This window comes from Actinomadura meyerae (assembly GCF_900188445.1).
In the GTDB taxonomy this organism is placed as follows: Bacteria; Actinomycetota; Actinomycetes; order Streptosporangiales; family Streptosporangiaceae; genus Spirillospora; species Spirillospora meyerae.
On sequence record NZ_FZOR01000049.1, the window covers coordinates 37,715 to 60,700 of the forward strand.

The 22,986-nt window shown below is 69.6% G+C and carries 19 protein-coding genes; 16 read left to right on the forward strand and 3 right to left on the reverse strand.

The features are described from left to right. The first annotated feature begins 28 nt into the window (after positions 1–28). The 13 genes from CHF16_RS34190 (at position 29) to CHF16_RS34250 (ending at position 14,400) form a co-directional block, all read left to right on the forward strand. Positions 29–1,441, forward strand: a complete 1,413-nt coding sequence (locus CHF16_RS34190) for an ABC transporter substrate-binding protein (RefSeq protein WP_089330318.1) — start codon at positions 29–31, stop codon at positions 1,439–1,441. A 42-nt stretch (positions 1,442–1,483) separates the two neighbouring features. After that, positions 1,484–3,694, forward strand: a complete 2,211-nt coding sequence (locus tag CHF16_RS34195) for an ABC transporter permease (protein ID WP_089330319.1) — start codon at positions 1,484–1,486, stop codon at positions 3,692–3,694. Beyond that, entirely contained in the window at positions 3,687–4,523 is an 837-nt protein-coding gene (locus CHF16_RS34200; RefSeq protein WP_089330320.1) for an ABC transporter ATP-binding protein, read from the forward strand. The genes CHF16_RS34195 and CHF16_RS34200 overlap by 8 nt, the downstream gene beginning before the upstream one ends. After that, the gene (locus CHF16_RS34205) at positions 4,516–5,289 is read left to right on the forward strand and encodes an ABC transporter ATP-binding protein (protein WP_089330321.1); all 774 of its coding nucleotides are present in this window, start codon (positions 4,516–4,518) and stop codon (positions 5,287–5,289) included. Before CHF16_RS34200 ends, CHF16_RS34205 begins: the two co-directional genes overlap by 8 nt. A gap of 6 nt (positions 5,290–5,295) precedes the next feature. Further along, positions 5,296–5,649: a hypothetical protein gene (locus CHF16_RS34210; protein WP_089330322.1), complete on the forward strand. Its 354-nt coding sequence runs from the start codon at positions 5,296–5,298 to the stop codon at positions 5,647–5,649. A 90-nt stretch (positions 5,650–5,739) separates the two neighbouring features. Continuing rightward, complete coding sequence (locus CHF16_RS34215) at positions 5,740–7,008, forward strand: NADH:flavin oxidoreductase (protein ID WP_089330323.1); 1,269 nt, start codon at positions 5,740–5,742, stop codon at positions 7,006–7,008. Then, entirely contained in the window at positions 7,001–8,656 is a 1,656-nt protein-coding gene (casI, locus tag CHF16_RS34220; RefSeq protein ID WP_089330341.1) for a steroid-22-oyl-CoA synthetase, read from the forward strand. Before CHF16_RS34215 ends, casI begins: the two co-directional genes overlap by 8 nt. 16 nt (positions 8,657–8,672) lie before the next feature. Next, a complete protein-coding gene (locus CHF16_RS34225; protein ID WP_089330324.1) occupies positions 8,673–9,836 on the forward strand; it encodes an acyl-CoA dehydrogenase family protein in 1,164 nt (387 codons plus the stop codon). Beyond that, positions 9,833–10,924 (forward strand): bifunctional MaoC family dehydratase N-terminal/OB-fold nucleic acid binding domain-containing protein, encoded by a 1,092-nt coding sequence (locus CHF16_RS34230; RefSeq protein WP_089330325.1) that lies wholly within the window; start codon positions 9,833–9,835, stop codon positions 10,922–10,924. The genes CHF16_RS34225 and CHF16_RS34230 overlap by 4 nt, the downstream gene beginning before the upstream one ends. Further along, the gene (locus CHF16_RS34235; RefSeq protein WP_089330326.1) at positions 10,924–12,000 is read left to right on the forward strand and encodes an acyl-CoA dehydrogenase family protein; all 1,077 of its coding nucleotides are present in this window, start codon (positions 10,924–10,926) and stop codon (positions 11,998–12,000) included. Before CHF16_RS34230 ends, CHF16_RS34235 begins: the two co-directional genes overlap by 1 nt. Further along, on the forward strand, positions 11,997–12,443 hold the full coding sequence (locus CHF16_RS34240; protein WP_089330327.1) for a MaoC family dehydratase: 447 nt from the start codon (positions 11,997–11,999) through the stop codon (positions 12,441–12,443). Before CHF16_RS34235 ends, CHF16_RS34240 begins: the two co-directional genes overlap by 4 nt. Next, positions 12,440–13,615, forward strand: a complete 1,176-nt coding sequence (locus CHF16_RS34245) for a lipid-transfer protein (RefSeq protein WP_089330328.1) — start codon at positions 12,440–12,442, stop codon at positions 13,613–13,615. The genes CHF16_RS34240 and CHF16_RS34245 overlap by 4 nt, the downstream gene beginning before the upstream one ends. Continuing rightward, on the forward strand, positions 13,612–14,400 hold the full coding sequence (locus CHF16_RS34250; RefSeq protein ID WP_089330329.1) for a MaoC/PaaZ C-terminal domain-containing protein: 789 nt from the start codon (positions 13,612–13,614) through the stop codon (positions 14,398–14,400). The genes CHF16_RS34245 and CHF16_RS34250 overlap by 4 nt, the downstream gene beginning before the upstream one ends. Positions 14,401–14,402: 2 nt before the next feature. Here the strand turns inward: CHF16_RS34250 and CHF16_RS34255 are convergent, their stop codons facing one another. Together CHF16_RS34255 and CHF16_RS34260 are read right to left on the reverse strand one after the other, a co-directional pair. After that, positions 14,403–16,226, reverse strand: coding sequence for an ATP-dependent nuclease (locus CHF16_RS34255; RefSeq protein ID WP_089330330.1), 1,824 nt, complete (start codon positions 16,224–16,226; stop codon positions 14,403–14,405). Positions 16,227–16,253: 27 nt separating this feature from the next. Next, complete coding sequence (locus tag CHF16_RS34260) at positions 16,254–18,350, reverse strand: UvrD-helicase domain-containing protein (RefSeq protein ID WP_089330331.1); 2,097 nt, start codon at positions 18,348–18,350, stop codon at positions 16,254–16,256. Between the two features lie 112 nt (positions 18,351–18,462). Here CHF16_RS34260 and CHF16_RS34265 point away from each other — a divergent pair, with 112 nt between their 5' ends. After that, entirely contained in the window at positions 18,463–20,910 is a 2,448-nt protein-coding gene (locus CHF16_RS34265) for a type I restriction-modification system subunit M (RefSeq protein WP_245869702.1), read from the forward strand. A gap of 7 nt (positions 20,911–20,917) precedes the next feature. Continuing rightward, positions 20,918–22,102 carry a restriction endonuclease subunit S gene (locus CHF16_RS34270; RefSeq protein ID WP_245869703.1) on the forward strand — a complete coding sequence of 395 codons (1,185 nt, stop codon included), beginning with the start codon at positions 20,918–20,920 and terminating at the stop codon, positions 22,100–22,102. A 4-nt stretch (positions 22,103–22,106) separates the two neighbouring features. On the opposite strand, the gene CHF16_RS34275 is transcribed toward CHF16_RS34270, so the two are convergent. After that, positions 22,107–22,523 (reverse strand): ATP-binding protein, encoded by a 417-nt coding sequence (locus tag CHF16_RS34275; RefSeq protein WP_179271837.1) that lies wholly within the window; start codon positions 22,521–22,523, stop codon positions 22,107–22,109. Positions 22,524–22,622: 99 nt separating this feature from the next. On the opposite strand from CHF16_RS34275, the gene CHF16_RS34280 reads away from it, so the two are divergent. Then, a complete protein-coding gene (locus CHF16_RS34280) occupies positions 22,623–22,892 on the forward strand; it encodes a helix-turn-helix transcriptional regulator (protein WP_089330335.1) in 270 nt (89 codons plus the stop codon). Positions 22,893–22,986: the final 94 nt, after the last annotated feature.

Sequence of the window (22,986 nt, forward strand, 5' to 3'; positions counted from 1 at the left end):
CGGCGGCCGGTGAAAGGAGTACGACCGTATGAAGGTCGACAAGATCGGACGCCTCGCCGCAGGCGCCCTCGCGGTTGCGCTCGTGACCGCGTCCTGTTCGAGCGAGCGTTCGGGCACCGACGGCGTGTCCGGCGGCGACTCGGGCGGCGGCGCGACCGCCGCGGCGAGCAAGACGTTCGGGACGCTGGCGTCCCCGTGCGGCCCCGGCGACGCCAAGGGCAAGACCGACCAGGGCGTCACCGACGACGCGATCACCATCGGCTTCGGCGACGACCGCGGCTTCGCGTCCGCGCCGGGCCTGTCCAAGGAGATGGGCGACGCCGTCTCCGCGATGATCGAGTGGTGCAACCAGCAGGGCGGCATCAACGGGCGCAAGATCAAGGGGAACCAGTACGACGCCGCCTACGCGCAGTCCGCGAAGGTGATGCAGGAGTCCTGCAAGCAGGACTTCATGCTCGTCGGGCAGGGCTTCGCGATGGACGAGGCCGCCGAGCAGTACCGGGTGGCGTGCAAGCTGCCGACGGTCGCCGGCTACACCGTCGGCCCGAACGCGGCGATGGGCCCGATGAAGTACGAGGCCGTCCCGTACCCGGTCGACATGATGAACATCGGCGGCCTCCGCCTGGCGGAGAAGCTGTTCCCCGACTTCAAGGACAAGACGGACCTGCTGCTGTCGACGTCCCCGGCCGTCAGCACCGGCACCAGCAAGATCGCCGGCGCGATGAAGGAGATCGGCATCAAGCCGCTGGAGTGCGGCGTCCGGCTGAACGACAAGGGCGAGAGCAGCTACATGCCGTTCGCCGAGAAGATCAAGAAGTGCGGGGCGGGCTACCTGTGGTCGTCCGACTCGCCCGACCCCGGCCAGTTCAGCCTGCTGGAGTCGATCGAGCGCGCGGGCGCCAAGCCCAAGTACGTCTTCGAGGCGACCTGGTACAGCACGATGGTGTCGAAGTGGAACACCTCCGGCGCCGGTGACAACCTGCACGTCGGCATGATCTTCCAGCCGTTCGAGAACGCGGAGAAGGTCCCGGCGGTCAAGCAGTACATGGACATCGTCAACGCCAAGCAGGGGAAGGTCGCGCTGCTCGGCATGCAGGCCACCTCCGCGTTCCTGCTGTGGGCGCAGTCCGCGCAGAAGTGCGGGTCCGACCTCACCCGGCAGTGCGTGATCAACGAGCTGGCGAAGGTGCACGAGTGGACGGGCGGCGGCCTGCACGCGCCGACGGACCCGGGCAACAACAAGCCGGCGTCGTGCTCGCTCATGGTCAAGCTCAACAAGACCAAGTACGAGCAGGTCTACCCGAAGAACGTCGGCGAGTTCGAGTGCGGCCCCGAGCTGGTCGTGAAGACCGACCCGAAGGCCTCGGGCGTGACGCTGAACGACGACCGGATCTCGACGAAGTTCCTGACCGGCGACGTCATCAAGCCCCAGTCCTCCTGATCCGAACCCGCCGGAGGCGGTGACCCACATGGCGGTGAGCAAGTGACGACGTTCCTGACCTACACGATCCTGGGGCTTGTCCTCGGGTCGGTGTACTCCATCGCGGCATCCGGGCTCGTGCTCACGTACAACACCTCGGGCATCTTCAACTTCGCCCATGGCGCGCAGGCGATGTTCGGCACGTTCCTGTACTGGCACTTCACCGAGCGGTGGGGCTGGCCGGTGTGGCTCGCGCTGATCGTCGTGATCGGGCTGGTCGGTCCCGCGATGGGCGCCGCGCTGCACGCCGCGATCATGAAGGGGCTGCGCGGCACCGCCGACGTCACGAAGATCATCGTGACGGTGGCGGTGCTGCTCGGCACCGTCTACCTGGCGCAGTGGATCTGGAATCCGGACGAGGCCCACACCGTCGGCATGTTCTTCGGCGCCGGCTCGAAGATCACCGTCGGCGGGGTGGTGATCCGCTACCACGAGATCGTCTGCCTGGTCGCCGCCGTGGCGATCGCCGCCGGGCTGCGGGTGCTGTTCACCCGCAGCCGGATCGGCGTCGTCATGCGCGGCTCCGTCGACGACCCGGACCTGCTCCGGCTGAACGGCCACGACCCCGAGCGCGCCGCGATGCTGTCGTGGGCGCTCGGCTCCACCCTCGCCGTCCTCGCCGGCGTGCTGATCGTCCCGATCAGCGGCGGCGGCCTGGACGCGAACGCGCTGACCCTGCTGGTGATCGACGCGTTCGCGGCGGCGATGTTCGGCCGGCTGCGCAGCATCCCCCGCACGTTCGCGGGGGCGATGGTGCTCGGCCTGGCCGCCAACTACGTGCTCGCCTACCTGCCGTCGGCGGGCACGTTCACCGGCAACCTGCGCGTCTCGCTGCCGATGATCATCCTGTTCGTGGTGCTGGTGGTGCTGCCCCAGGACCGGCTGCGCGGGGCCGCGATCCGGACCCGCGAGCGGTACCGGGTGCCGACCGTCCGGGGCGCGGCCGTGTGGGCCCTCGTGCTCGTCGCGGTCGTCTACCTCTACAGCCTGCTGCTGTCGGACGGCGCGGTGACCACGTTCGCGCTCGGCATGACGTTCGCGATCATCGCGCTGTCGCTGACCGTCCTCACCGGCTACGCGGGCGAGCTGAACCTCGCGCCGCTGGCGTTCGGCGCGGTCGGGACGGTGGTCGCGTTCCACGCCGGGGTGGTGGGCACCGGCCTGGACGCCCGCATGAACGTCCAGGGCGTGCTGCTCGGCGTCGCGGCGGCGGCGATCGTCGGCGGGCTCGTCGCGCTGCCGGCGCTGCGCCTGCGCGGCCTCTACCTGGCGCTCGCCACGATGGCGTTCGGCGAGTTCCTGTCGAACATGGTGCTGCGCGACACCACGCAGCACGAGCTGTTCGGCGTGAAGTTCACCCTGTTCCCCGACGGGTCGCTGATCGTCCCGCCGCTGAAGGCCGGCCCCCTCGACCTGCGGGACGGGACCACCTCGCTGATGACGGCGACCGTGCTGTTCGCGCTGATCGCGGTCGGGCTCGCCGCGCTGCGCAACAGCGGCTACGGGCGGCGGCTCGCGGCGATGAAGGACAGCCCGGCCGCGTCGGCGATGCTCGGGCAGAACCTGGTCCGGCTGAAGCTGAGCGTCTTCATGATCTCCGCGGCGATCGCGGGGCTCGGCGGCGTGCTCATGTCGTCCGCGACCGGCACCGTCGCGCAGGAGAACTTCTCCTTCGTCGGCAGCCTCGCGCTGCTGATGCTCGTCGTGGTCGCCGGCATCGGCTACCTCAGCGGCGCGCTGCTCGGCGGGCTGATGGCGGGCGTCGGCTCGGCCGTGCTGGTGTCGACGTTCGGCGACCTGGCCCTGGAGAACGAGGGCATGGCGACGATCTACACCGCGCTCGGCCACCTCGTCCTCGTCGGGACGGCGCTGGTCGGGATGGGCGTCGGCCGCAACCCGAGCGGGTTCGTCCACGACATCATCGACGGCTACCGCGCCATGCGGGACGCCAAGCCCGTCCTGTACGGGGCGGGGGCGTTCGGCGCGGTCCTCTACGTCCTCGCGCTCACCGGCGTCATCGGGACGTGGCTGTTCGCGATCATCGCGCTCTGCGCCGCCATGCTGCTGCCGGTCTTCGGCCGCATGTACCTGGACGAGGGGCGCCGCAACCGTCCGACGCCGCTGGAACTCCTCGGTGTGGACGAGCCCTACACCGACGAACTGCGCGCGCGCATCGACCGCGAACTCGGCCTGAAGGGAGGGGTCCATGCCTGACAAGAAGCCCGCGCCTGACAAGAAGCCCGCGCCTGACAAGAAGCCCGTGCCCGACAAGAAGCCCGTGCCTGCCAAGACATCACAGCCGACACCGGCGCTGCTGGAGACGCGCGACATCACCGTCCGGTTCGGCGGCAACACCGCCGTCGACGGTGTCGGCCTGACGATGGCCGGCGGCCAGATCACCGGGCTGATCGGCCCGAACGGCGCCGGCAAGACGACGATGTTCAACACCATCACGGGCCTGCAGAAGCCCGCGTCCGGCCAGGTGCTCCTGGACGGGGACGACATCACCAGGCTGTCCCCGGCCAAGCGCGCGCGGCGCGGCATGGCGCGGACGTTCCAGCGCCTGGAGCTGTTCCTGTCGCTCTCGGTGCGCGACAACGTCCGCGTGGCGGGCGACATCCTGCGCAGCCACAGCCGCAAGCGCTTCGACCTGGACGAGCAGACCGACAGGGTCCTCGAACGGACCGGGCTCACCGACATCGCCGACCGCGACGTGTCGGACATCCCGATCGGACGGGCCCGGGTCGTGGAGGTGGCGCGCGCGCTCATGACCTCACCGCGCGTCCTGCTGCTGGACGAGCCCGCCTCCGGGCAGACCGAGCGCGAGACGGAGGCGTTCGCCGAGATGCTGACCGGGCTCGCCGCCGAGGGCCTCGCGATCTGCCTGGTCGAGCACGACCTGCCGCTCGTGATGAAGCTGTGCGCCACGATCCACGTCCTCGACTACGGCGCGCTGATCGCGTCCGGTACCCCGGCGGAGATCAAGGAGTCGCCGGAGGTCATCGCCGCCTACATCGGCACGGAGGAGGCGTCCCATGCCTGAGTCGAAGCTCGCCCGAGGAGCACCCGCCGCGCCCGCCGCGGGCGGCGCGGCGGAGGCGGCCGGCGGGCCCGAGCCGCTGCTCGAACTGTCCGGCGTCCGCGCGGGCTACGGCGCGATCGAGGTGCTGCACGGCGTCGACCTGGCGCTGAAGCCCGGGTCGCTGCTGGCGCTGCTCGGCCCGAACGGCGGCGGCAAGTCCACCACGATGCGGGTGTGCGCGGGCCTGCACCCCGTGACCGCCGGGGAGCTGCGGTACGCGGGACGCACGGTGAACGGCATCTCCGCGCAGGACGCGGCCCGCCTCGGCGTCTGCTCGATCCCCGAGGGCCGCGGGATCTTCCCGAACCTGACGGTGAGGGAGAACCTGTGGGCCGCCACCGGCACCGGCGCCCGGCTGGAGGACCTGGAGGAGAAGGCGTACGCCCGCTTCCCGATCCTCGGCGAGCGGCGCCGCCAGCTCGCCGGATCCATGTCCGGCGGCGAGCAGCAGATGCTCGCGCTGTCGCGGGCGCTCGGCACCGATCCGGCGGTGCTGCTGCTCGACGAACTGTCCATGGGCCTCGCGCCCATGATCGTCACCCGGATGTACGAGACGGTCGCCGAGCTGGTCGAGGGCGGCCTGTCGGTGCTGGTCGCCGAGCAGTTCGCCCGCGCCGTCCTGCCGATCGCCGACACCGCCGCGCTGATGCTGCACGGGCGCGTGGTGGCGGCCGGGCCGCCCGACGAGATCGAAGACCGGCTGTCCAGCGACTACCTGGGAGGTTGACCCCGAATGCTCACTGAGGAACGACGCAAGCAGTTCAAGGACGACGTGGCCGGCCAGAGGCTGAAGACCGACCAGTCCCGCTTCGACGGCGCCTTCCGGATCGTCGGCGCCCTGGCGATGGTCGCGGGCGTCGTCGGCGCCTTCATCGCCTACAACGTCTCGCTGACCAAGGACGACATGCGGGACGTGGGCTCGCTGCAGACCCTCGCCATCGGGTTCCTGGCGGTGACCGTCCTCGGCGCGGCCCTGTACCTGGCCGCCGCCGTGACCCGCGTCCTGCGGCTGTGGCTGCTGCGGCAGCTCATGGAGCAGCAGGCGCAGGCCGACCAGATCGCCGCCGCGCTGCGCGACAAGGGATAGCTGCGGCGGGTCGACGCTCCCAGTCAGCGGGATGTCCGGAGTGCCCGGACATCCCGCTGATTACCGTCTAGTTCGGATGGAGGACTCTGAATGAACGACGCCAGTCACCCGCGGTCGGACGACCCAGGGCGGCCCGGGGACGCCGCACCGCGGCCCGGGGACGCCGCACCGGTGCCCGACGTGTTCGCCCCGGCGAAGCTTGGCCCGGTCACGCTGCGGAACCGCACGATCAAGGCGGCGACCTACGAGGGCCTGACCAAGGACGGCCAGGTCACCGACGCGCTGATCGACTTCCACGTCCGGCACGCGCGCGGCGGCGTCGGGATGACCACCGTCGCGTACTGCGCGGTCGCTCCGGAGGGCCGCACCGACCGCCGCCAGATCCACTGGCGGGACGAGGCGATGCCCGGCCTCCGCAAGCTGACCGATGCCGTGCACGCCGAGGGCGCCGCCGTCCAGGCGCAGATCGGTCACGCGGGCCCGGTCGCCAACCCCAAGAGCAACAAGCTCCCCGCGCTCGCGCCGAGCCGCCACTTCCACCTGACGACGCAGACCGTCGCGAAGGCCGCCACGCACGGCGACATCGCCCGGGTCGTCGAGGCGCACGCGCGGGCCGGCCGGATGGCGATCGAGGCGGGGTTCGACTCCATCGAGATCCACATGGGGCACAACTACCTGACCAGCTCGTTCCTCAGCCCCAAGGTCAACCACCGCAAGGACGAGTACGGCGGGTCGCTGGAGAACCGGGCCCGGCTGGCGCGCGACATCGGCCGCGCCGTCCGCGACGCCGTCGGCGACCGCATCGCCGTCACCGCGAAGCTGAACATGGACGACGGCGTGCCCGGCGGCTTCTGGATCGACGAGGCCATCCAGGTCGCGCGGTGGCTGGAGGAGGACGGCTCGGTCGACGCCCTCCAGATGACCGCGGGCAGCTCCCTGCTCAACCCGATGTACCTGTTCAAGGGCGACGCGCCGCTGCGCGAGTTCGCGTCCGTCATGAAGCAGCCGACCAAGCTCGGCATCCAGCTCATCGGCAAGCACTTCCTGAAGTCCTACCCCTACGAGGACCTCTACCTGCTGCGCGACGCCCGGCAGATCCGCGCGGCGGTGAAGCTGCCGATGATCCTGCTCGGCGGGGTCACCGACAAGGCCGGCATGGACACCGCGATGGCGGAGGGCTTCGAGTTCGTGGCGATGGCCCGCGCCCTGCTGCGCGAACCCGACCTGATCAACCGGATCCAGGCCGAGCCCGCGACCGAGTCGCTGTGCATCCACTGCAACAAGTGCATGACCGCGATCTACGGCGGCACGCACTGCGTCCTGTCCACCGAGCCCGCCTGGGGTGCCGCAGGTGCGTGACGAGACGATCGCGGCGATGCTGCTGGACCGGGTCGGCGACCCCCGGCACGGCCTGCGCAGCCGCGAGCGGACATGGACCTGGGACGAGGTCGTCCAGGAGAGCGCCGCGCGCGCGTCCCTGGCCCGGGAGCTGCGCCGGGACGGCCCCTTCCACATCGGGGTGCTGCTGGAGAACGTGCCGGAGTACGTCCTGTGGCTGGGCGCCGCCGCGCTCGGCGGCGCGACGATCGTCGGCATCAACTCCACCCGGACCGGCTCCTACCTGGAGCAGGAGGTCCGGCACACCGACCTCCAGCTCCTCATCACCGACCAGGCCGGGCTGAAGCTCCTCGACGGCCTCGACATCGGCGTTCCCCGCGACCGGTTCCTCCTCATCGACGACGAGGACTACCCGGCGAAGGTCGAGGCCCACGCCTGCGAACCCTGGGTGGACGAGTCCGTCACCCCCGAGACGCAGATGCTGCTGCTGTTCACGTCCGGGACCACGGGCGCGTCGAAGGCGGCGCGCTGCTCCCAAGGACGCCTCGCCGAGCTGGGACGCAACAACAGCGCCAAGTACGACATCAAGCGCGACGACATCAGCTACTGCTCGATGCCACTGTTCCACGGCAACGCGCTGATGGCGCTGTGGGCGCCCTCGCTCGCGGTCGGCGCGACCGTCGTCCTCGCGCCGAAGTTCTCCGCGTCCGGGTTCCTGCCGGACGTCCGGTACTACGGCGCGACGTTCTTCAACTACGTCGGCAAGGCCATCGGCTACATCCTCGCCACGCCGGAGCGGCCCGACGACCGCGACAACACCCTCACCCACGGGTTCGGCACCGAGGCGTCCCCCGAGGACAAGGCCGAGTTCCTGCGCCGGTTCGGCGCGCGGCTCGTCGAGGGCTACGGCTCCAGCGAGAGCGCCGGCATGATCAAGCGGGACCCGGCCGCGCCGCCGACCGCGTTCGGCCGCCCCGCCCACGACGGCGTCCGCATCGTGAACCCCGAAACCCGCGAGACGTGCGCGCGCGCCGTCCTGGACGAGCACGGCCGCGTCACCAACGCCGAGGCCGCCGTCGGCGAGATCGTCGACGTGCACGGCGCCGCGAAGTTCGAGGGCTACTACAAGAACCCGGAGGCCGACGCCGAACGCGTCCGGCACGGCTGGTACTGGACGGGCGACCTCGGCTACATCGACGCCGACGGGTTCCTGTACTTCGGCGGCCGGTCCGGCGACTGGATCCGGGTCGACTCGGAGAACATCTCCGCGCTGCTCACCCAGAACGTCGTCCGCCGCCACCCGAAGATCGTGGACGCGGTCGCGTTCGGCGTCCCCGACCCGCGCTCCGGCGACCAGGTGATGGCCGCCATCGAGATCCCCGAGGGCGTCGCGTTCGAGGACCTCGACCTGCCCGCGTTCCTCGCCGCGCAGGACGACCTCGGCACCAAGGGCGCCCCGCGGTTCGTCCGCGTCTCGCACGCGCTGCCGACGACGGGCTCCGGCAAGCTCAAGAAGAAGGAGCTGCAACTCGACGGCTGGCGCACCACCGACCCCGTCTACTGGTGGCCCGGCCGGGGCGCCCCCGAGTACGTGCCGATGACCGAGGCCGACAAGGCCGCGCTCCGGGACGAGTTCGTCGCCGCCGGACGCGCGCGCTTCCTCCCGTAACCGAGAAAGGGCAGGTATGGATCTGCGTGAGTCCGACGCGCATCGTGCGCTGCGCGCGGAACTGAGGGCGTACTTCGCGGGCCTGCTGCCCGAGGACGTGCGCCGCCGCGCCGGCGAGCAGGGCGTCGGCGGCGACCGGTTCCGCGAGATCGTCAAGATGCTCGGCAACGACGGCTGGCTCGGCTACGGCTGGCCCGAGGAGTACGGCGGGCAGGGCAGGTCGATCGCCGAGCAGTACGTGTTCTTCGACGAGGTGCAGCGGGCCGGGCTGCCGTTCCCGTTCGTCACCGTGAACACGGTCGGCCCGACCCTGATGCGCTTCGGGACGGACGAGCAGAAGAAGAAGTACCTGCCCGGCATCCTGTCGGGCGACATCGTCTTCGCGATCGGCTACACCGAACCCGACGCCGGCACCGACCTCGCCTCGCTGCGCACCAGGGCCGTCCTGGACGGCGACCAGTTCGTCATCGACGGCAGCAAGGTGTTCACCAGCGGCGCCAACACCGCCGACCACATCTGGCTCGCCGCCCGGACGAACCCGGACGCGCCGAAGCACAAGGGCATCTCGATCCTGATCGTCCCGACCGACGCGGACGGGTTCTCCTGGAGCCCGATCCCGACCGTCGGCGGCATGGTCGTCACCTCCACCTACTACAACGGCGTGCGGGTGCCCGCGTCGTCGGTCGTCGGGGACGTCGACGGCGGCTGGTCCCTGATCACCACCCAGCTGAACCACGAGCGCATCGGCCTCGCCGCGCTCGGCGGCCGGATGATCCGGCTGTGGGAGGACGTCCGGGACTGGGCCCGCGAGAACGGCGTGATCGACCTGCCGTGGGTGCGCGCCGACCTCGCCCGCACGTACGCGCGGCTGGAGGCGATGCGGCTGATGAACTGGAAGATGACCATGGCGGTCGAGGCCGGGGAGCTCACCGGCGCGCAGGCCGGAGCCACCAAGACGTACGGGACGGAGACGCACATCTTCGTCCAGCGGACGCTGACCGGGATCCTCGGCGCGGCCGGCCGCATCCGCCCCGAGTCGCCGGGCGCCGTGCTGCACGGGCAGATCGAGCAGCTGTCCCGGCAGGGGATCGTCAACACGTTCGGCGGCGGCGTCAACGAGGTGCTCCGCGACATGGTCGCCGTCCAGGGCCTGGGCCTGCCGAGGGTGAAGCGGTCATGAGCGACGAGAGCATGAACGACGAGGCCGTGAACGACGAGGCCGTGAACGACGAGGCCCAGAAGGACTATGAGAAGAGGCTGCAAGCCTGGGTCGGCCGCGAACTGCTGACCCGGCGCTTCGGCCAGGACCCGGTGAACGTCCCCATGATCCGGCACTGGGTCGAGGCGATGGCGGACGACAACCCCGTCTACCTGGACGAGGACGCGGCCCGCGAGACCGGCCGCGACGGCGTCGTGGCGCCCGCGTCGATGGTGCAGGCGTGGACGATGCGCGGCTACGCGGCGTCCGTCCGCCCCGACTCCGAGCGGACGGGCTCCGACGAGCTGACGGCGCTGCTCGCCGAGGGCGGCTACACCTCCGTCGTCGCCACCGACTCGGAGTTCGAGTTCGTCCGGGAGCTGGTCCCGGGCGACCGCGTCAGCGTCGAGGAGGTCGTCCAGGCGATCTCCCCGGAGAAGAAGACGGCGCTCGGCACCGGCCGGTTCATCACCACCCTGCGGACCTACCGCGACGCATCCGGCGAGGTCGTCGCGACGCAGGGCTGGCGCCTGCTGCGCTTCCGCCCCCCGGAGAAGGCGGCGGCAAAGCCCGGGGAGGAGTCGAAGCCCGGGGAGGAGTCGAAGCCCGCGGAGGAGTCGAAGCCCGCGGAGGCCGCGGATGCCACGGAGAAGAAGGCGCTGCGCCCCCGCCCCGCGATCAACCCCGACAACGCGTTCTGGTTCGAGGCGGCGCGCGAGCACCGGCTCGTCATCCAGCGCTGCGCCGACTGCAAGTCGCTGCGGCACCCGCCCGGCCCGTGCTGCCCGCAGTGCGGCTCGTTCGAATGGGACACCGTCGAGGCGCAGGGCACCGGCCACGTCTACAGCTACGTGGTCAACCACCACCCGCGCCACCCGGCGTTCGAGTACCCGCTCGTCGTCGCGGTGATCGAGCTGGCCGAGGGCACCCGGCTGATCGCGAACATGACCGGGGTCGCGCCGCGGGACGTCGAGGTCGGCATGCCCGTCGTCCTCGACTGGATCGACCCGGACCCCGACCTGTCCCTGCCGGCGTTCCGCCCGGCCGACGCAGACGCGAAGGAGCGCTGATGGACTTCACCCTGGGGGAGGAACTGGAGGCCGTCCGGGACCTGGCCCGGCAGATCTTCACCGACCGGGCGACGCAGGCGCGGCTCAAGGCCGCCGAGGCGTCCGAGCGCGGGCTCGATGAGGGCCTGTGGGCGGAGCTCGGCGAGACGGGTCTGCTCGGCATCGCGCTTCCCGAGGACGCGGGCGGGGCCGGGCTCGGCGCCGTCGGCCTCGCGGTCCTGCTGGAGGAGCAGGGCCGCGCGGTCGCGCCCGTCCCGGTCTGGCCGTCCGTCGTCGCCGCGCTGACGCTGGCCGCGCACGGATCGACGGCGCAGCAGGAGCTCCTGCCGCCCGTGCTGGACGGATCCGCACGGCTCACGGTCGCGCTGGAGGAGTTCGGCCCGTCGGACCCGGCGGCGCCGCGCTGCTCCGCCGTCCAGGACGGCGACGGATGGCTGCTGACCGGCACGAAGGCGGTCGTCCCCACCCCGTTCGGGACGAGCCACGTGCTGGTGTCGGCGTCCGGGCCGGACGGCCCCGGGCTGTTCCTGGTCGAGACGTCCGCCGCCGGGGCGTCCTGGGAGGCGACCGAGACCACCACGCACGACAAGGCCGGACACCTCACCCTCGACGGCGTCCGGGCGCAGGCCCTCGGGGAGGGCGCGCTCCCGGAGGCGCTGCGGCTCGCCCGCGTCTCCCTCGCCGCCCTCCAGGTCGGCGTGGCCGACGGCGCGCTGCGCAGGGCCGCCGACTACCTGTCCGGACGGGAGCAGTTCGGCCGCCCGCTCGCCACGTTCCAGGCCGCACAGCACCAGCTCGCCGACTGCTACATCGAGATCGACGCGCTCCGCGTCTGCCTCTGGCACGCGGTCTCGCTGATCGCCGCCGGGGAGGACGCCGAGACCGCCGTCCTGGTCGCCAAGTGGTGGTCGGACGAGGGCGGGCTGAACGTCGTCCACCGCGTCCAGCACCTGCACGGCGGCATCGGCGTGGACGTCGACTACCCGGTGCACCGCCACTTCCTGTGGGGCAAGCAGCTCGCCGGAACCCTCGGCGGCGCCTCCGCCGACCTGGACCTGCTGGGAGCGGCCCTGTGAGTCGAGACAAGGCGGGGCGCGCCTACGCCGACGTCGAGGTGGGGGAGGAGCTCCCGGAGCTGCGCATCCCGCTGACCCGCACGATGATCGTCGCGACCGCGATCGCGAGCCGCGACTACCAGGACGTCCACCACGACCCGTCGCTCGCGGTCGAGCGCGGCTCCAAGGACGTCTTCATGAACATCCTCACCACGAACGGGCTCGTCGACCGGTACGTCACCGGCTGGGCCGGGCCCGCCGCCGTGGTCAAGGCCATCAAGATCCGCCTCGGCGCGCCGAACTACCCGGGCGACACGATGGTCCTGACCGGCACCGTCACCGGCAAGGAGCCCGACGGCCGGGTCGAGATCAAGGTGCGCGGCGTCAACGCGATCGGACCGCACGTCACCGGCACCGTCGTGGTGCGGCTGCCCGTCGTCCAGCTGGAAGGGAGCGGGGCATGAGCGTGCTGCCCGGAGCGGCCGCGATCGCCGGGATCGGCGCCACCGAGTTCTCCAAGGAGTCCGGCCGCAGCGAACTGCGGCTCGCCTGCGAGGCCGTGCTCGCCGCGATCGTCGACGCCGGCCTCCAGCCGTCCGACGTGGACGGCATGGTGACGTTCACCGCCGACACCAGCTCCGAGATCCACATCGCCCGCAACCTCGGCATCGGCGAGCTGAAGTTCTTCTCCCGCATCGGGCACGGCGGCGGCGCCGCCTGCGGCACCGTCCAGCAGGCCGCGATGGCCGTCGCGACCGGCGTCGCCGACGTCGTCGTCTGCTACCGCGCGTTCAACGAGCGCTCGGGCACCCGCTACGGCCTCGGCCAGGCCAACCGGCCGATGGACGTCAGCGCCGACAGCGCCGCGTACGCGTGGATGAACCCGTTCGGCCTGTCGACCCCCGCCCAGTGGGTCGCGATGTTCGCCCGCCGCTACATGTACGAGTACGGCGCGACCAGCGAGGACTTCGGCCGCGTCGCCGTCGTCGACCGCGCGCACGCCGCGAAGAACCCCGCCGCGTGGTTCCACGGCCGCCCGATCACCCTGGAGGACCACCAGGCGTCCCGCTGGATCGCCGAACCGCTCCGCCTCCTCGACTGCTGCCAGGAGAGCGACGGCGGCCAGGCCCTCGTGATCGTCTCCGCCGAGCGAGCCCGCGACCTCCCGCACCGCCCCGCCGTGATCTGGGGCGCCGCGCAGGGATCCGGCAACGACCAGCACATGATGACGAGCTACTACCGCTCCGAGATCACCGGCATCCCGGAGATGGGCCTGGTGGGACGCCAGCTGTACGCGCAGTCGCGGATCACCCCCGCCGACGTCCAGGCCGCGATCCTGTACGACCACTTCACGCCGCTGGTGCTCCCGCAGCTCGAAGAACTCGGCTTCTGCGCCAAGGGCGAGGCCAAGGACTTCATCGCGGACGGCAACCTGGAACTCGGCGGCCGGCTCCCGTTCAACACCCACGGCGGCCAGCTCGGCGAGGCGTACATCCACGGGATGAACGGCATCGCCGAGGGCGTCCGCCTGGTACGCGGGACATCGGTGAACCAGCCGGGCGACGTCCACAACGTCCTGGTCACCGCCGGAACCGGCGTCCCGACCAGCGGCCTGATCCTGGGAGCCGACGCGTGAGCGAGTGGAAGGGCAAGGACCTCGGCACCCAGACCATCGCCTACGACGAGCCCCAGGCCATCCTCTACGCGCTGGCCGTCGGCGCGGACGCCGCCGACCTCGACCTCGTCTTCGAGGAGAGGCTGCGCGTCCTCCCGACGTTCGCGCTGACCCTCGCCCAGTGGGCACCGGACGCCCTCGGCTCGGCGGGCGCCTTCGACATCCGGACCGCCGTCCACGGCACCCAGCGCCTCCGCGTCCTGAAGGACCTGCCGCGCTCGGGCGCCGTGGAGATGAGCGCCCGCGTCGCCGAAGTCTGGGACAAGGGTTCGGCCGCGGTCTTCGAAGTGGCCGTGGAGAGCGAATACTTCGAGGCGACATGGTCGCTGTTCGCCCCGGGCTGCGGAGGCTTCGGCGGCGACCGAGGCCCGTCCGCCCGCAAGCGCCCAGAAACGTCCCCAGACATTTCGCTGACCGTGCCGACGGCCACGAACCAGGCCGCCCTGTACCGCCTCCTGGGCGACCGCCACCACCTGCACATCGACCCGGAGGCGGCGAAGACGGCCGGGATGCCGCGCCCCATCATGCACGGCCTGTGCACACTGGCGGCGATCACACTCCCACTGGCATCGTCCCTGGGCGCCCACCCTGCCGACCTCCGCGAACTGGAGGGCCGCTTCGCCGCCCCTGTCTTCCCAGGCGACACCCTCCGCGTGGACACCTGGAAGGACGGCGAAGCAACCCTCTTCGAAGCATCAGTAGACGAAAAACCAGTCATCTCAGCAGCCCAAGCCCGCTTTGCCTGAGTTCACTTCCTGCCGGCGGCGCGGCAGGCACATTCCGTGTAGGGGAAGGCGGCGACGGCACTGGCGAGATTCACCGTGGGCGGAGGTAACCGCGGTTCGATGAGAGCGCCCTGGAACTCGGGGACCGCCCGGTGGGCCGCGGGGTCGATGCCGTCGAAAAGATCTGCCAGCAGGGCCAGCAGTGCGCTGACCCGGCCGGGAATCGGCGACGCCGCGTCGCCGTACGCGGCGGTGAGCGCCGCCGCGATGTTGGCGGCCTTCCAGGGGCCGTCCTTCTCCTCGGTGATGCCGAGCCAGTGCTCGATCGTTCCGGTGAGCCGGACGGCACCGGTGAAGGCGGAGCCTGCCTCGTTGGCACACGCGGCCAGCGCGGCAAGGGCCGCGTCGTCCTGGCAACGCCGCTGCCGGAGCTGGCTGGTGTCGCTACTGGGCATCGCGGCGTCCTCGTCCCACAGCACCACGTGCGGGATGCCGAACAGGGACAGTGTGGCCGACGCCCGGTGCAACTCGAACTTCCCGAACGCGTCCAGCACGCCGACGTTGGGGCCGAGCCCCGTGAGCCGGCCCTGCCTGGCGAGCCAGTCGAAGAAGAGCATGTCACTCGGCCCCTCGACCACGATGACCCGGTCGGCGAAGAAGGCCGAGGCACGGCGCGCGTCCAGGTCGTAAAGGACGCGCTGCCGTTCCTCGTCGGCGGGGGTGAGCCGAGGGCGCTTGAAACAGGACCGCGAACCCACCGCGTAGGCGGATCGGACATGGATGTCCTCCAGGGCGGTGTTCACCCTCTCGGGCGTGGGCGACACGGCGTGGATCCACTGCACCGGCCGCTGCACCCGGACGATCCCCTCCGGGGACGCCTCCGCCGCCGCGAGCATCGTCGGGTCGTGCGTCGAGATGGTCACCGCGGTGTTGCCGGACCTGACGAGTTCGTGCAGGTTGTGTGCGAGCCGGGTCACCTGCGCCGGATGCAGGAACGCCTCGGGTTCCTCGAAGAGGACCCAGCGGAAGGCGTTCTTCTCGCTCTTCGCGTCACTCGCACGGATCTTCGCCGCCGCCTGGATCAACGCGGCGATCAGGGCCCGCTGGACTCCGGACCCCTGGGTCTCCAGAGGACGCCGGGTACCGCCCTGCTGGACGTGCAGTTCGATGAGATGCCGCAGGATGAGCTCGTTCGTCAGTTCCCCGACGTTCACCTTCACGGAGAGACCCCACGGGGAGAGAGCGTCGTCGAGATCGCTCTCCAGCGTGGTGATCGGGCCTTGCGCCAGTGCCGTCTCCAGCGCGCTCAGCCCGCCGCGGGCGGCCAGCAGGGCCCCGTCGGTGAACCGGTCCGAGAACGCCAGCAGCAGGATGTCCCGCAGGGGCGACGCGGGGTCGGACGTCGAGGTGTGCTCGGCCGTCCGCGTGAGAGCGGGCACGTAGACGCACTGCCCGAGCTTGCTCGCCGTGGTCCAGCCCGTCGGCTGCGGATCGCCGCCGCCGGGCGGCATCAGGTAGAACGCGCCCGCCTTGCCGCCGACCCCGTCCGTGAGGTACCTGCGGATGCGCAGGGTCTGCGCCTCTTCGGGCGTCTGGAAGATCTCCTTGGCCTCGTCGGCGCCGACCGCGTAGTCGATCTCGACCCAAGACTCCGCCTCGGCCTCCTCGTCCCAGGGACGGTCCCGGTCGCCGTCCCATTCGAGGGCGCCGTAGAAGAGGCGCACGGCGTCCAGAAGCGTGGTCTTCCCCGCGTTGTTCGGGCCGATGAGGGCGGTGAAGGCGCGCAGGTGAATCTCCACGTCCACGGCACCACGAACGTTGTGCACGGCGACGCGTTGAGGACGCATGGGCGTGGCTCCTCCAGATCGGCGTGGTCAGCGCGGCAGGAACGGGCTGGGTGGCCCTGAGTAGGACGCGTACAGGCGGTCGCGGGCACGGGTGCAGGCGACATAAAGGACGCAGCGTTCCCGTTGCAGGCTCTCCCGATGCGACGCCTTGTCGACCTCCGGTGGCACCAGCGCCTTCGGGTGCGGGACGAGCCCCTCCTGGACGCCGACGACCGCGACGCATTGGAACTCCAGCCCCTTGAGGCTGTGCATCGCACCGATGCGCACATGTCTGCCCGGACCGGTCGGCGGCTCGGTCTGGATGCCCAGCGACCCGAGCCGGGACGCGACGTCCTTCACCTTGGTGTTGACCCGGGCGGTCACGGCGATCGCGCCCGGCTCCACGCCGTCGGCCAGCCATGACCGGACCTGCCTGACTGCGGCCTCGCGCTCCTCGTCCCAACTGGGGAATCTTCGGACGATGGGCCGCCGCCCGTGCATGGGGGATTCGTAGCCGTCCAGGCTGTCGGGCCAGTCGTCCAACTCGTCGGCGGGGGCGAGGCCGAGCACCCGGACCGCCCAATCCAGGATCTCCTGGGTGGTGCGGTAGCTGACGGTGAGCCGCTGCGTTCGCCCCACGATGTGGACGCCCGTGTCCCGCATCGACACGCGATGCTGCCAGATGCGCTGGTGCGGGTCGCCGACGAGGAACAGGTCGTCGGGGCCTACCGGGACAGCGGCGCGCAGCAGCCGCCACTGCGCGGGATGGAGATCCTGGGCCTCGTCCACGATCACGTGGCGGTAAGGCGGCTCACCGCTCTCCCGCAGGATCCCGGCGGCCTCGTCGGCGATCTGGAGGAACGACCGCAGACCGTCGGCGCGCAGCCGATCCCGCAGCGCCTCGATCGCCGCCCACACCGCCGGCCGCTTGGACGGGTGGAGTGACTCGCCCCGTCCCGTGCGCCGTGCCGCCTCGTAGGTGGGGTAGTCGGTGATGTTCTGGGCGAGCAGCACGCCCTCCCACTCGTCGACCAGGAACTTGCCGGAACGGTCGGGGTGCAGGTTCAGGCGGTCCGCGAACTGGCACAGCTCCGGGTAGCCGATGACGTCGGCGGATCGGCCGAGCCGTTCGCGCAGGCTGCGCGCCGCGAGCTGGTCGGTGGTGAGCACCTCGATACGTTCGCGTTCGCGCGGGTCCTCGATGAGCTGGTCGAGCTGGCGCCCCAGTTCGGCGGTCAGCGGCTTGCTGTAGGTGGTCATCAGGATCGGGACGCCGTCGCCGTACCGGCGTGCGAGGTGAGCCGCCCGGTGCAGGGCCGTCACGGTCTTCCCAGTTCCGGCACCGCCGGTGATCATGACCGAGCCGGGATAGGAGTCCCGGTAGGCGATTCGGCGCTGGGAGGGGTGCAGGAAGATCCGCCACAGTGCGAAAGGCGGCCGCAGGATCTTGGCGAGTTCCTCGGGACCGTCGACCAGCGCGACCTGGGCGGGCGTCCGCTCGATCGCGGCGGGCAGGTCGTCGGGCTCGACCGCTTTCGGACGTTCGGCGTCGACGAGGTTCTTCGCGATCGCGTCCCAGGTCTCCTCGGGGGTCATCCCGGACGCGAGGGCCACGAGTGCGTCGTACTGGAGTTCCGGAAGCAGGTGCTGGAGCGCGTCCAGGTGCGCCTCGCGGGTGAGCAGCCGGACGATCGGCAGTACCTGGTCGTCAATGCCGAGCCAGCGGAGTTGGGAGTCTTTCACGTGGTCGAACAGCCGGGGAGCGGGGGCGGCGCCGGCGACCGTCTCCAGCGTTTCCGACATGGTCCGAAGCTGCTTCTCGTCCCGGACCTCCAGCACGCCGAGTACCTGATTCACGGTGAACCGGCGGCTCGTCGCGTAGGCGATCGCGTCGTCGTGCGGCAGTACCCGTAACAGGCAGTAGATGTCGCCGTCCTCGGGGGCGAGGACGACCCCGCGCCAGAACCGGTCGATCCGGATCGTCCGGATGCGGGGGTCGGCGCCACCGTGCAGCTTCTCAAGGTGCAGGCTGGCGTGCGTGTGGTGAGCGAACTTGTCTATCGCGTCCTGGACCGCCCGCCGGACGGGCTTCTCCAGGCTCGCGTACTCGGCGAGGAACTCCTTCGCGATCGCCAGTTGCGGCACGGACGCTCCTCCGACGGACCAAGCGGGATTCTCATGCTAGGCCCCGCAGAGCGTCCGTGCAGGGCGGTATGTTTGTCGCTCCCGAAGCCGCACGATGAGTTGGGGGCCGTCCGTGGCGAAGCTGACCTTGCCGCAGCTGGAAGCGCACCTGTTCGGGGCGGCCGACATCCTGCGCGGCAAGATGGACGCCTCGGAGTTCAAGGAGTACATCTTCGGGATGCTGTTCCTGAAACGGTGCTCTGACCAGTTCGACACCATCCGGGAACGGATCATCGAGGAGCAGCTCGCCGCCGGCCGGACGCGGGCGCAGGCCGAGGAACTGGCCGATAATCAGGTGTTCTACAGCGGCGGCGACTTCTTCGTCCCGAAGATCGCCCGGTGGAAGTACATCGTCGACGAGTCGGGCAAGAAGGCCGTCGCGGATCTGCTGAACAAGGCTCTCGCCGCACTCGAAGAAGCCAACGGCGAGGCGTTGCAGGGCGTTGTCGGGCACATCGACTTCAATCGCAAGGTCGGCAAGACCACGCTGTCGAACCAGAACCTCCAGAAGCTGGTCAGGCATTTCTCCCGGCACCGGCTGCGCAACGACGACTTCGAGTTCCCGGACCTCCTTGGCGCGGCCTACGAGTACCTCATCGGGGAGTTCGCGGACTCGGCGGGGAAGAAGGGCGGCGAGTTCTACACGCCTCGCTCCGTTGTCCGCATGATGGCGCGGCTCGTCGATCCGCACGCGGGCATGCGCGTCTACGACCCGTGCTCGGGCTCCGGCGGCATGTTGATCATGGCGAAGGAGTACGTCGCGGAGAACGGCGAGGACGCGAGCAACCTGGCCCTGTACGGGCAGGAGGCCAACGGCGGCACCTGGGCGATCTCCAAGATGAACATGATCCTCCACGGGATCGTCAACGCCGAACTGGAGAATGACGACACCCTCGCCAACCCCATGCACTACGACGAGGCCGGCCGGCTCCTCACCTACGACCGCGTCCTCACCAACCCGCCCTTCTCACAGAATTACGAGAGGGCCGGGATGAAACACGAGGACCGGTTCGAATACGGCTGGGCGCCGGAGACCGGCAAGAAGGCGGACTGGATGTTCGCCCAGCACGTCCTGGCGGTGCTGCGCCCGGACGGCGTCGGCGCGACGGTCATGCCGCACGGCGTCCTCTTCCGGGGCGGCGAGGAAGGGAAGATCCGCAAGGCGGTCATCGAGGCCGACCGCCTCGAAGCCGTCATCGGCCTCGCCCCGAATCTGTTCTACGGGACGGGCATCCCGGCCTGCATCCTGATCCTGCGCGGCACGGCTCCCCGGCCCGCCTCGCACCGGCGCACGGTGCTGTTCATCAACGCCGACCGCGAATACACGTCCGGCCGCGCGCAGAACTACCTCCACCCCGAGCACGCGGAGAAAATCGTTTCCGCCTACCGGACGTACCTGGCCGACGAGACCATGGAGATCCCCGGCTTCGCCCGCGTGGTCTCGGTGGACGAGCTCGCCGACAACGACTTCAACCTCAACATCCGCCGCTACGTCGACAACACCCCGCCTCCCGAGCCGCAGGACGTCCGCGCCCACCTGCACGGCGGCGTCCCGAAGGAGGAGGTGGCGGCGCACGAGGCGGCGTTCCGGGCCTTCGGCGTCGACATCCACACCCTGTTCACACCGAGAGACGAGGACTACTACGACTTCCCGCCCGAAGGCTGGCAGTCGGTGGTGGACCGGATCCCGCAGCTGACCGAGCCCGCCGAGGATCGCCTTCGCGAGGCGTTCGACAAGTGGTGGGACAGCCACGGCAAACGCCTCCGCGAGCTGCCCGGCGCCCGGCGCATCATGGACACCCGCGCCGAGCTGCTCGACAGCTTCGTCGCGGAACTCGAACCCGTGGGGGTGCTCGACCGCTTCCAGCTCGCCGGCGCGGTCGCCTCATGGTGGGGCGGCGTCCAGGCAGACATCCGGACGCTGGCGTACAACCAGTTCAGCGGCGTCGTGCAGGGCTGGCTGACGAGCATTCAGAATGCATTCGACGACGAGGGCTCCGCCGCCGTGCTCAACGCCCAGCGGCGCGCCGCCGAGAAACGCAAGGCCAAGGAACACCCCCTGGTGCCGTTCGTCCTCGCGGACTACCTGACGGAACTGGAGGAGGCCGAGAACCTCCGCGCCGAGCTCGACGCCAAGGTCAAGGCCGCCACCGCCGTCCCGGACGACGACGCGGAAGACGCGGAACCGACCGACCCCGTCGTCCTCAAGCGCCTCAAGGCGCAGCACACCGCCGCGAAGGCGAAGGTGAAGAAGCTCGAAGCGGCCTTCGTCGACAAGCTCGGCGCGGGCGTCCGCGAGATCCAGAAGGCCGAGACCGAGCCGGACCTCGTCATGCGCATCCTCAAGGCCGACCTGAGCCGCCGCCTCGACGCCAGCATGGCCACCCGCCGCCGAGCCCTCGCCGACCGCTACAAAACCTGGGCGGACAAGTACGCGGTAACCCTCCCCGAACTAGAAGCCCAACGCGCCGCCGTCACAGCCCGCGTCAACGAGATGCTCCGGGAGCTCGGCTATGAGTAGCAGGGCGATGCAGATTCCGAATCTGCGTGAATGGGAGACCGTCTCACTCAGTGAGCTGTGCACACTTATATCGCGTGGTAGTGCACCTACTTACGTAGACGACAGCCCAGTATTGGCTATCGGGCAGCGATGTGTGCAAGACGACGGCTTTGATGTGACTATGGCCAGGCCGCATGATCGACGTCTCCAAAACAGAGTGCTCCGCGCTGAGCGCGGAGATGTCCTCCTCAACTCCACCGGCACTGGGACCATCGGTCGAAGCTGTGTCTTCAACGAAGAAGGCGACTTTGTGGTGGACAGCCACGTGACAGTTCTCCGGGTCAATCCATCGAGAGTTGAACCCGTCTGGCTCAATGCCCTGTTGCGTTCGCCCTGGGGCCAGCAGCACTTGGAGTCCCAATGCTTCACTGGCTCGACGAACCAAGTCGAACTTTCGCGGAGTCAACTCTCGTCAACGAAAGTTCCCGTACCTCCCATCAAGGAGCAGCGGCGGATCGCGGAGATCCTTGACGCGCTCGACGCGCAAGTAGCGGCGGAGCATGCGACTTTGGAGAGGCTAATAACTGTACGAGATGCCTTTCTCTCATCGGAGATTCGCAAATCGTGGCCTAGTCGTGTGGCACTCGGCGAGGTCGCGATTGTGTCATCCGGATCCACTCCTTCCAGAGCGAACGCGGCTTTTTGGGATTCGGGTACCATTCCATGGGTAAAGACGTCGGAGGTCTCTTTTGCGGAGATTTGGGAAACTGAAGAATCGGTCACGCAACTCGCTGTAAAAGCCACCCGGCTCAAGATATATGAGCCCGGGACTGTCCTGGTGGCGATGTACGGGGAGGGGGTAACGCGAGGGCGGAGCGCGGTCTTGCGGACGTCTGCCACGGTGAATCAGGCATGTGCAGCCATCTCACCTAGGAGGGATGTGCTCCTCCCGGATTTCTTGTACCAAGATCTCAGGTACAGGTATGACGAGATTCGCGACCTTGGACAGGGATCGAATCAGTCGAATCTAAACTCACGTCTCTTGCTTGCGTTCCCAGTTACTTTGCCGTCGATTGAGGAGCAGCGAAAAATCGTTGAGAGTGCCCATCTGTTCACTCGGCGCATTACTGATGTGAGGTCAAGCATAGAGAAATTGCGAGTCCTCAGACAGGGGCTGGCGGAGGACCTATTGACGGGGTGGGTTCGCGTCTGATGAGTCAGGCGGGCATGCGGACCCAGACTATTTTTCCTTCGCCAGTGGCGGAGGGGCGGGTGCCGGATTGCTTCGCGTAGGCGGAGATGATGGATAGGCCGCGGCCGTTTTCGGCCATAAGGTCCGGCGGTCCCAGGGTCGGGAGTTCAGGGGACGGGTCCCAGCACTCCAGGAGGGGCGCCCCCTCGTAGAGGGCGCAGCGCAGGCGGATTTGGTGGCCGGGGGCCGCTGTGACGGCGTTGGTGACGATCTCGCTCATGACGAGAGTCGCGTCGTTGATCGCTTCGCGGGTGAAGCCCCAGTTCGTGAGTGCGTAGCGGACGAGTTCCCTGGCCAGCACGACCGTTGACGGGACGGCGAGCAGGGTGAGGCGCACCTCGGGCACGCCGGGTGCCGGTGTGACGAGTTCAAGATCATTCATCGGGGCCATCCTCAGTTTCGAGATTCGGCCCTCACTCTTCGTGTCTTTGCCTTAACGTGAAGTGATTTCCGGGTGCCGCGATACACCTACGGAGGGGCAATGAGTGTTCGCGAGTCGATTGATCCAGCGTCCTCGCTGTGGGCCTGGCTGGCCTTTGACCTGTGGTTTTATCGGACGCAGCGCGGACTGTCGCTCGCTCAGACCGCGTTGATCGTCCATGTGACCCGCGCGACCGTATCCAACTGGGAAGCGGGCCGCCTGCGTCCGCGTGACGTCTACATGAAGCGTCTCGACGAGGCGTGGAACACGGGTGGTCACTTCGAACGGCTCTACATGTTCGCCTGTAGTGGTCATGACCCGGACTGGTAGTGCGACGTGAAGTCGCACGTTTCGAGTGAATGCATGATTGGAGGTCGATGGAAAGTCGAAATGCATTCCAGGCTAGTGCCTGAGCCTGTCCCCG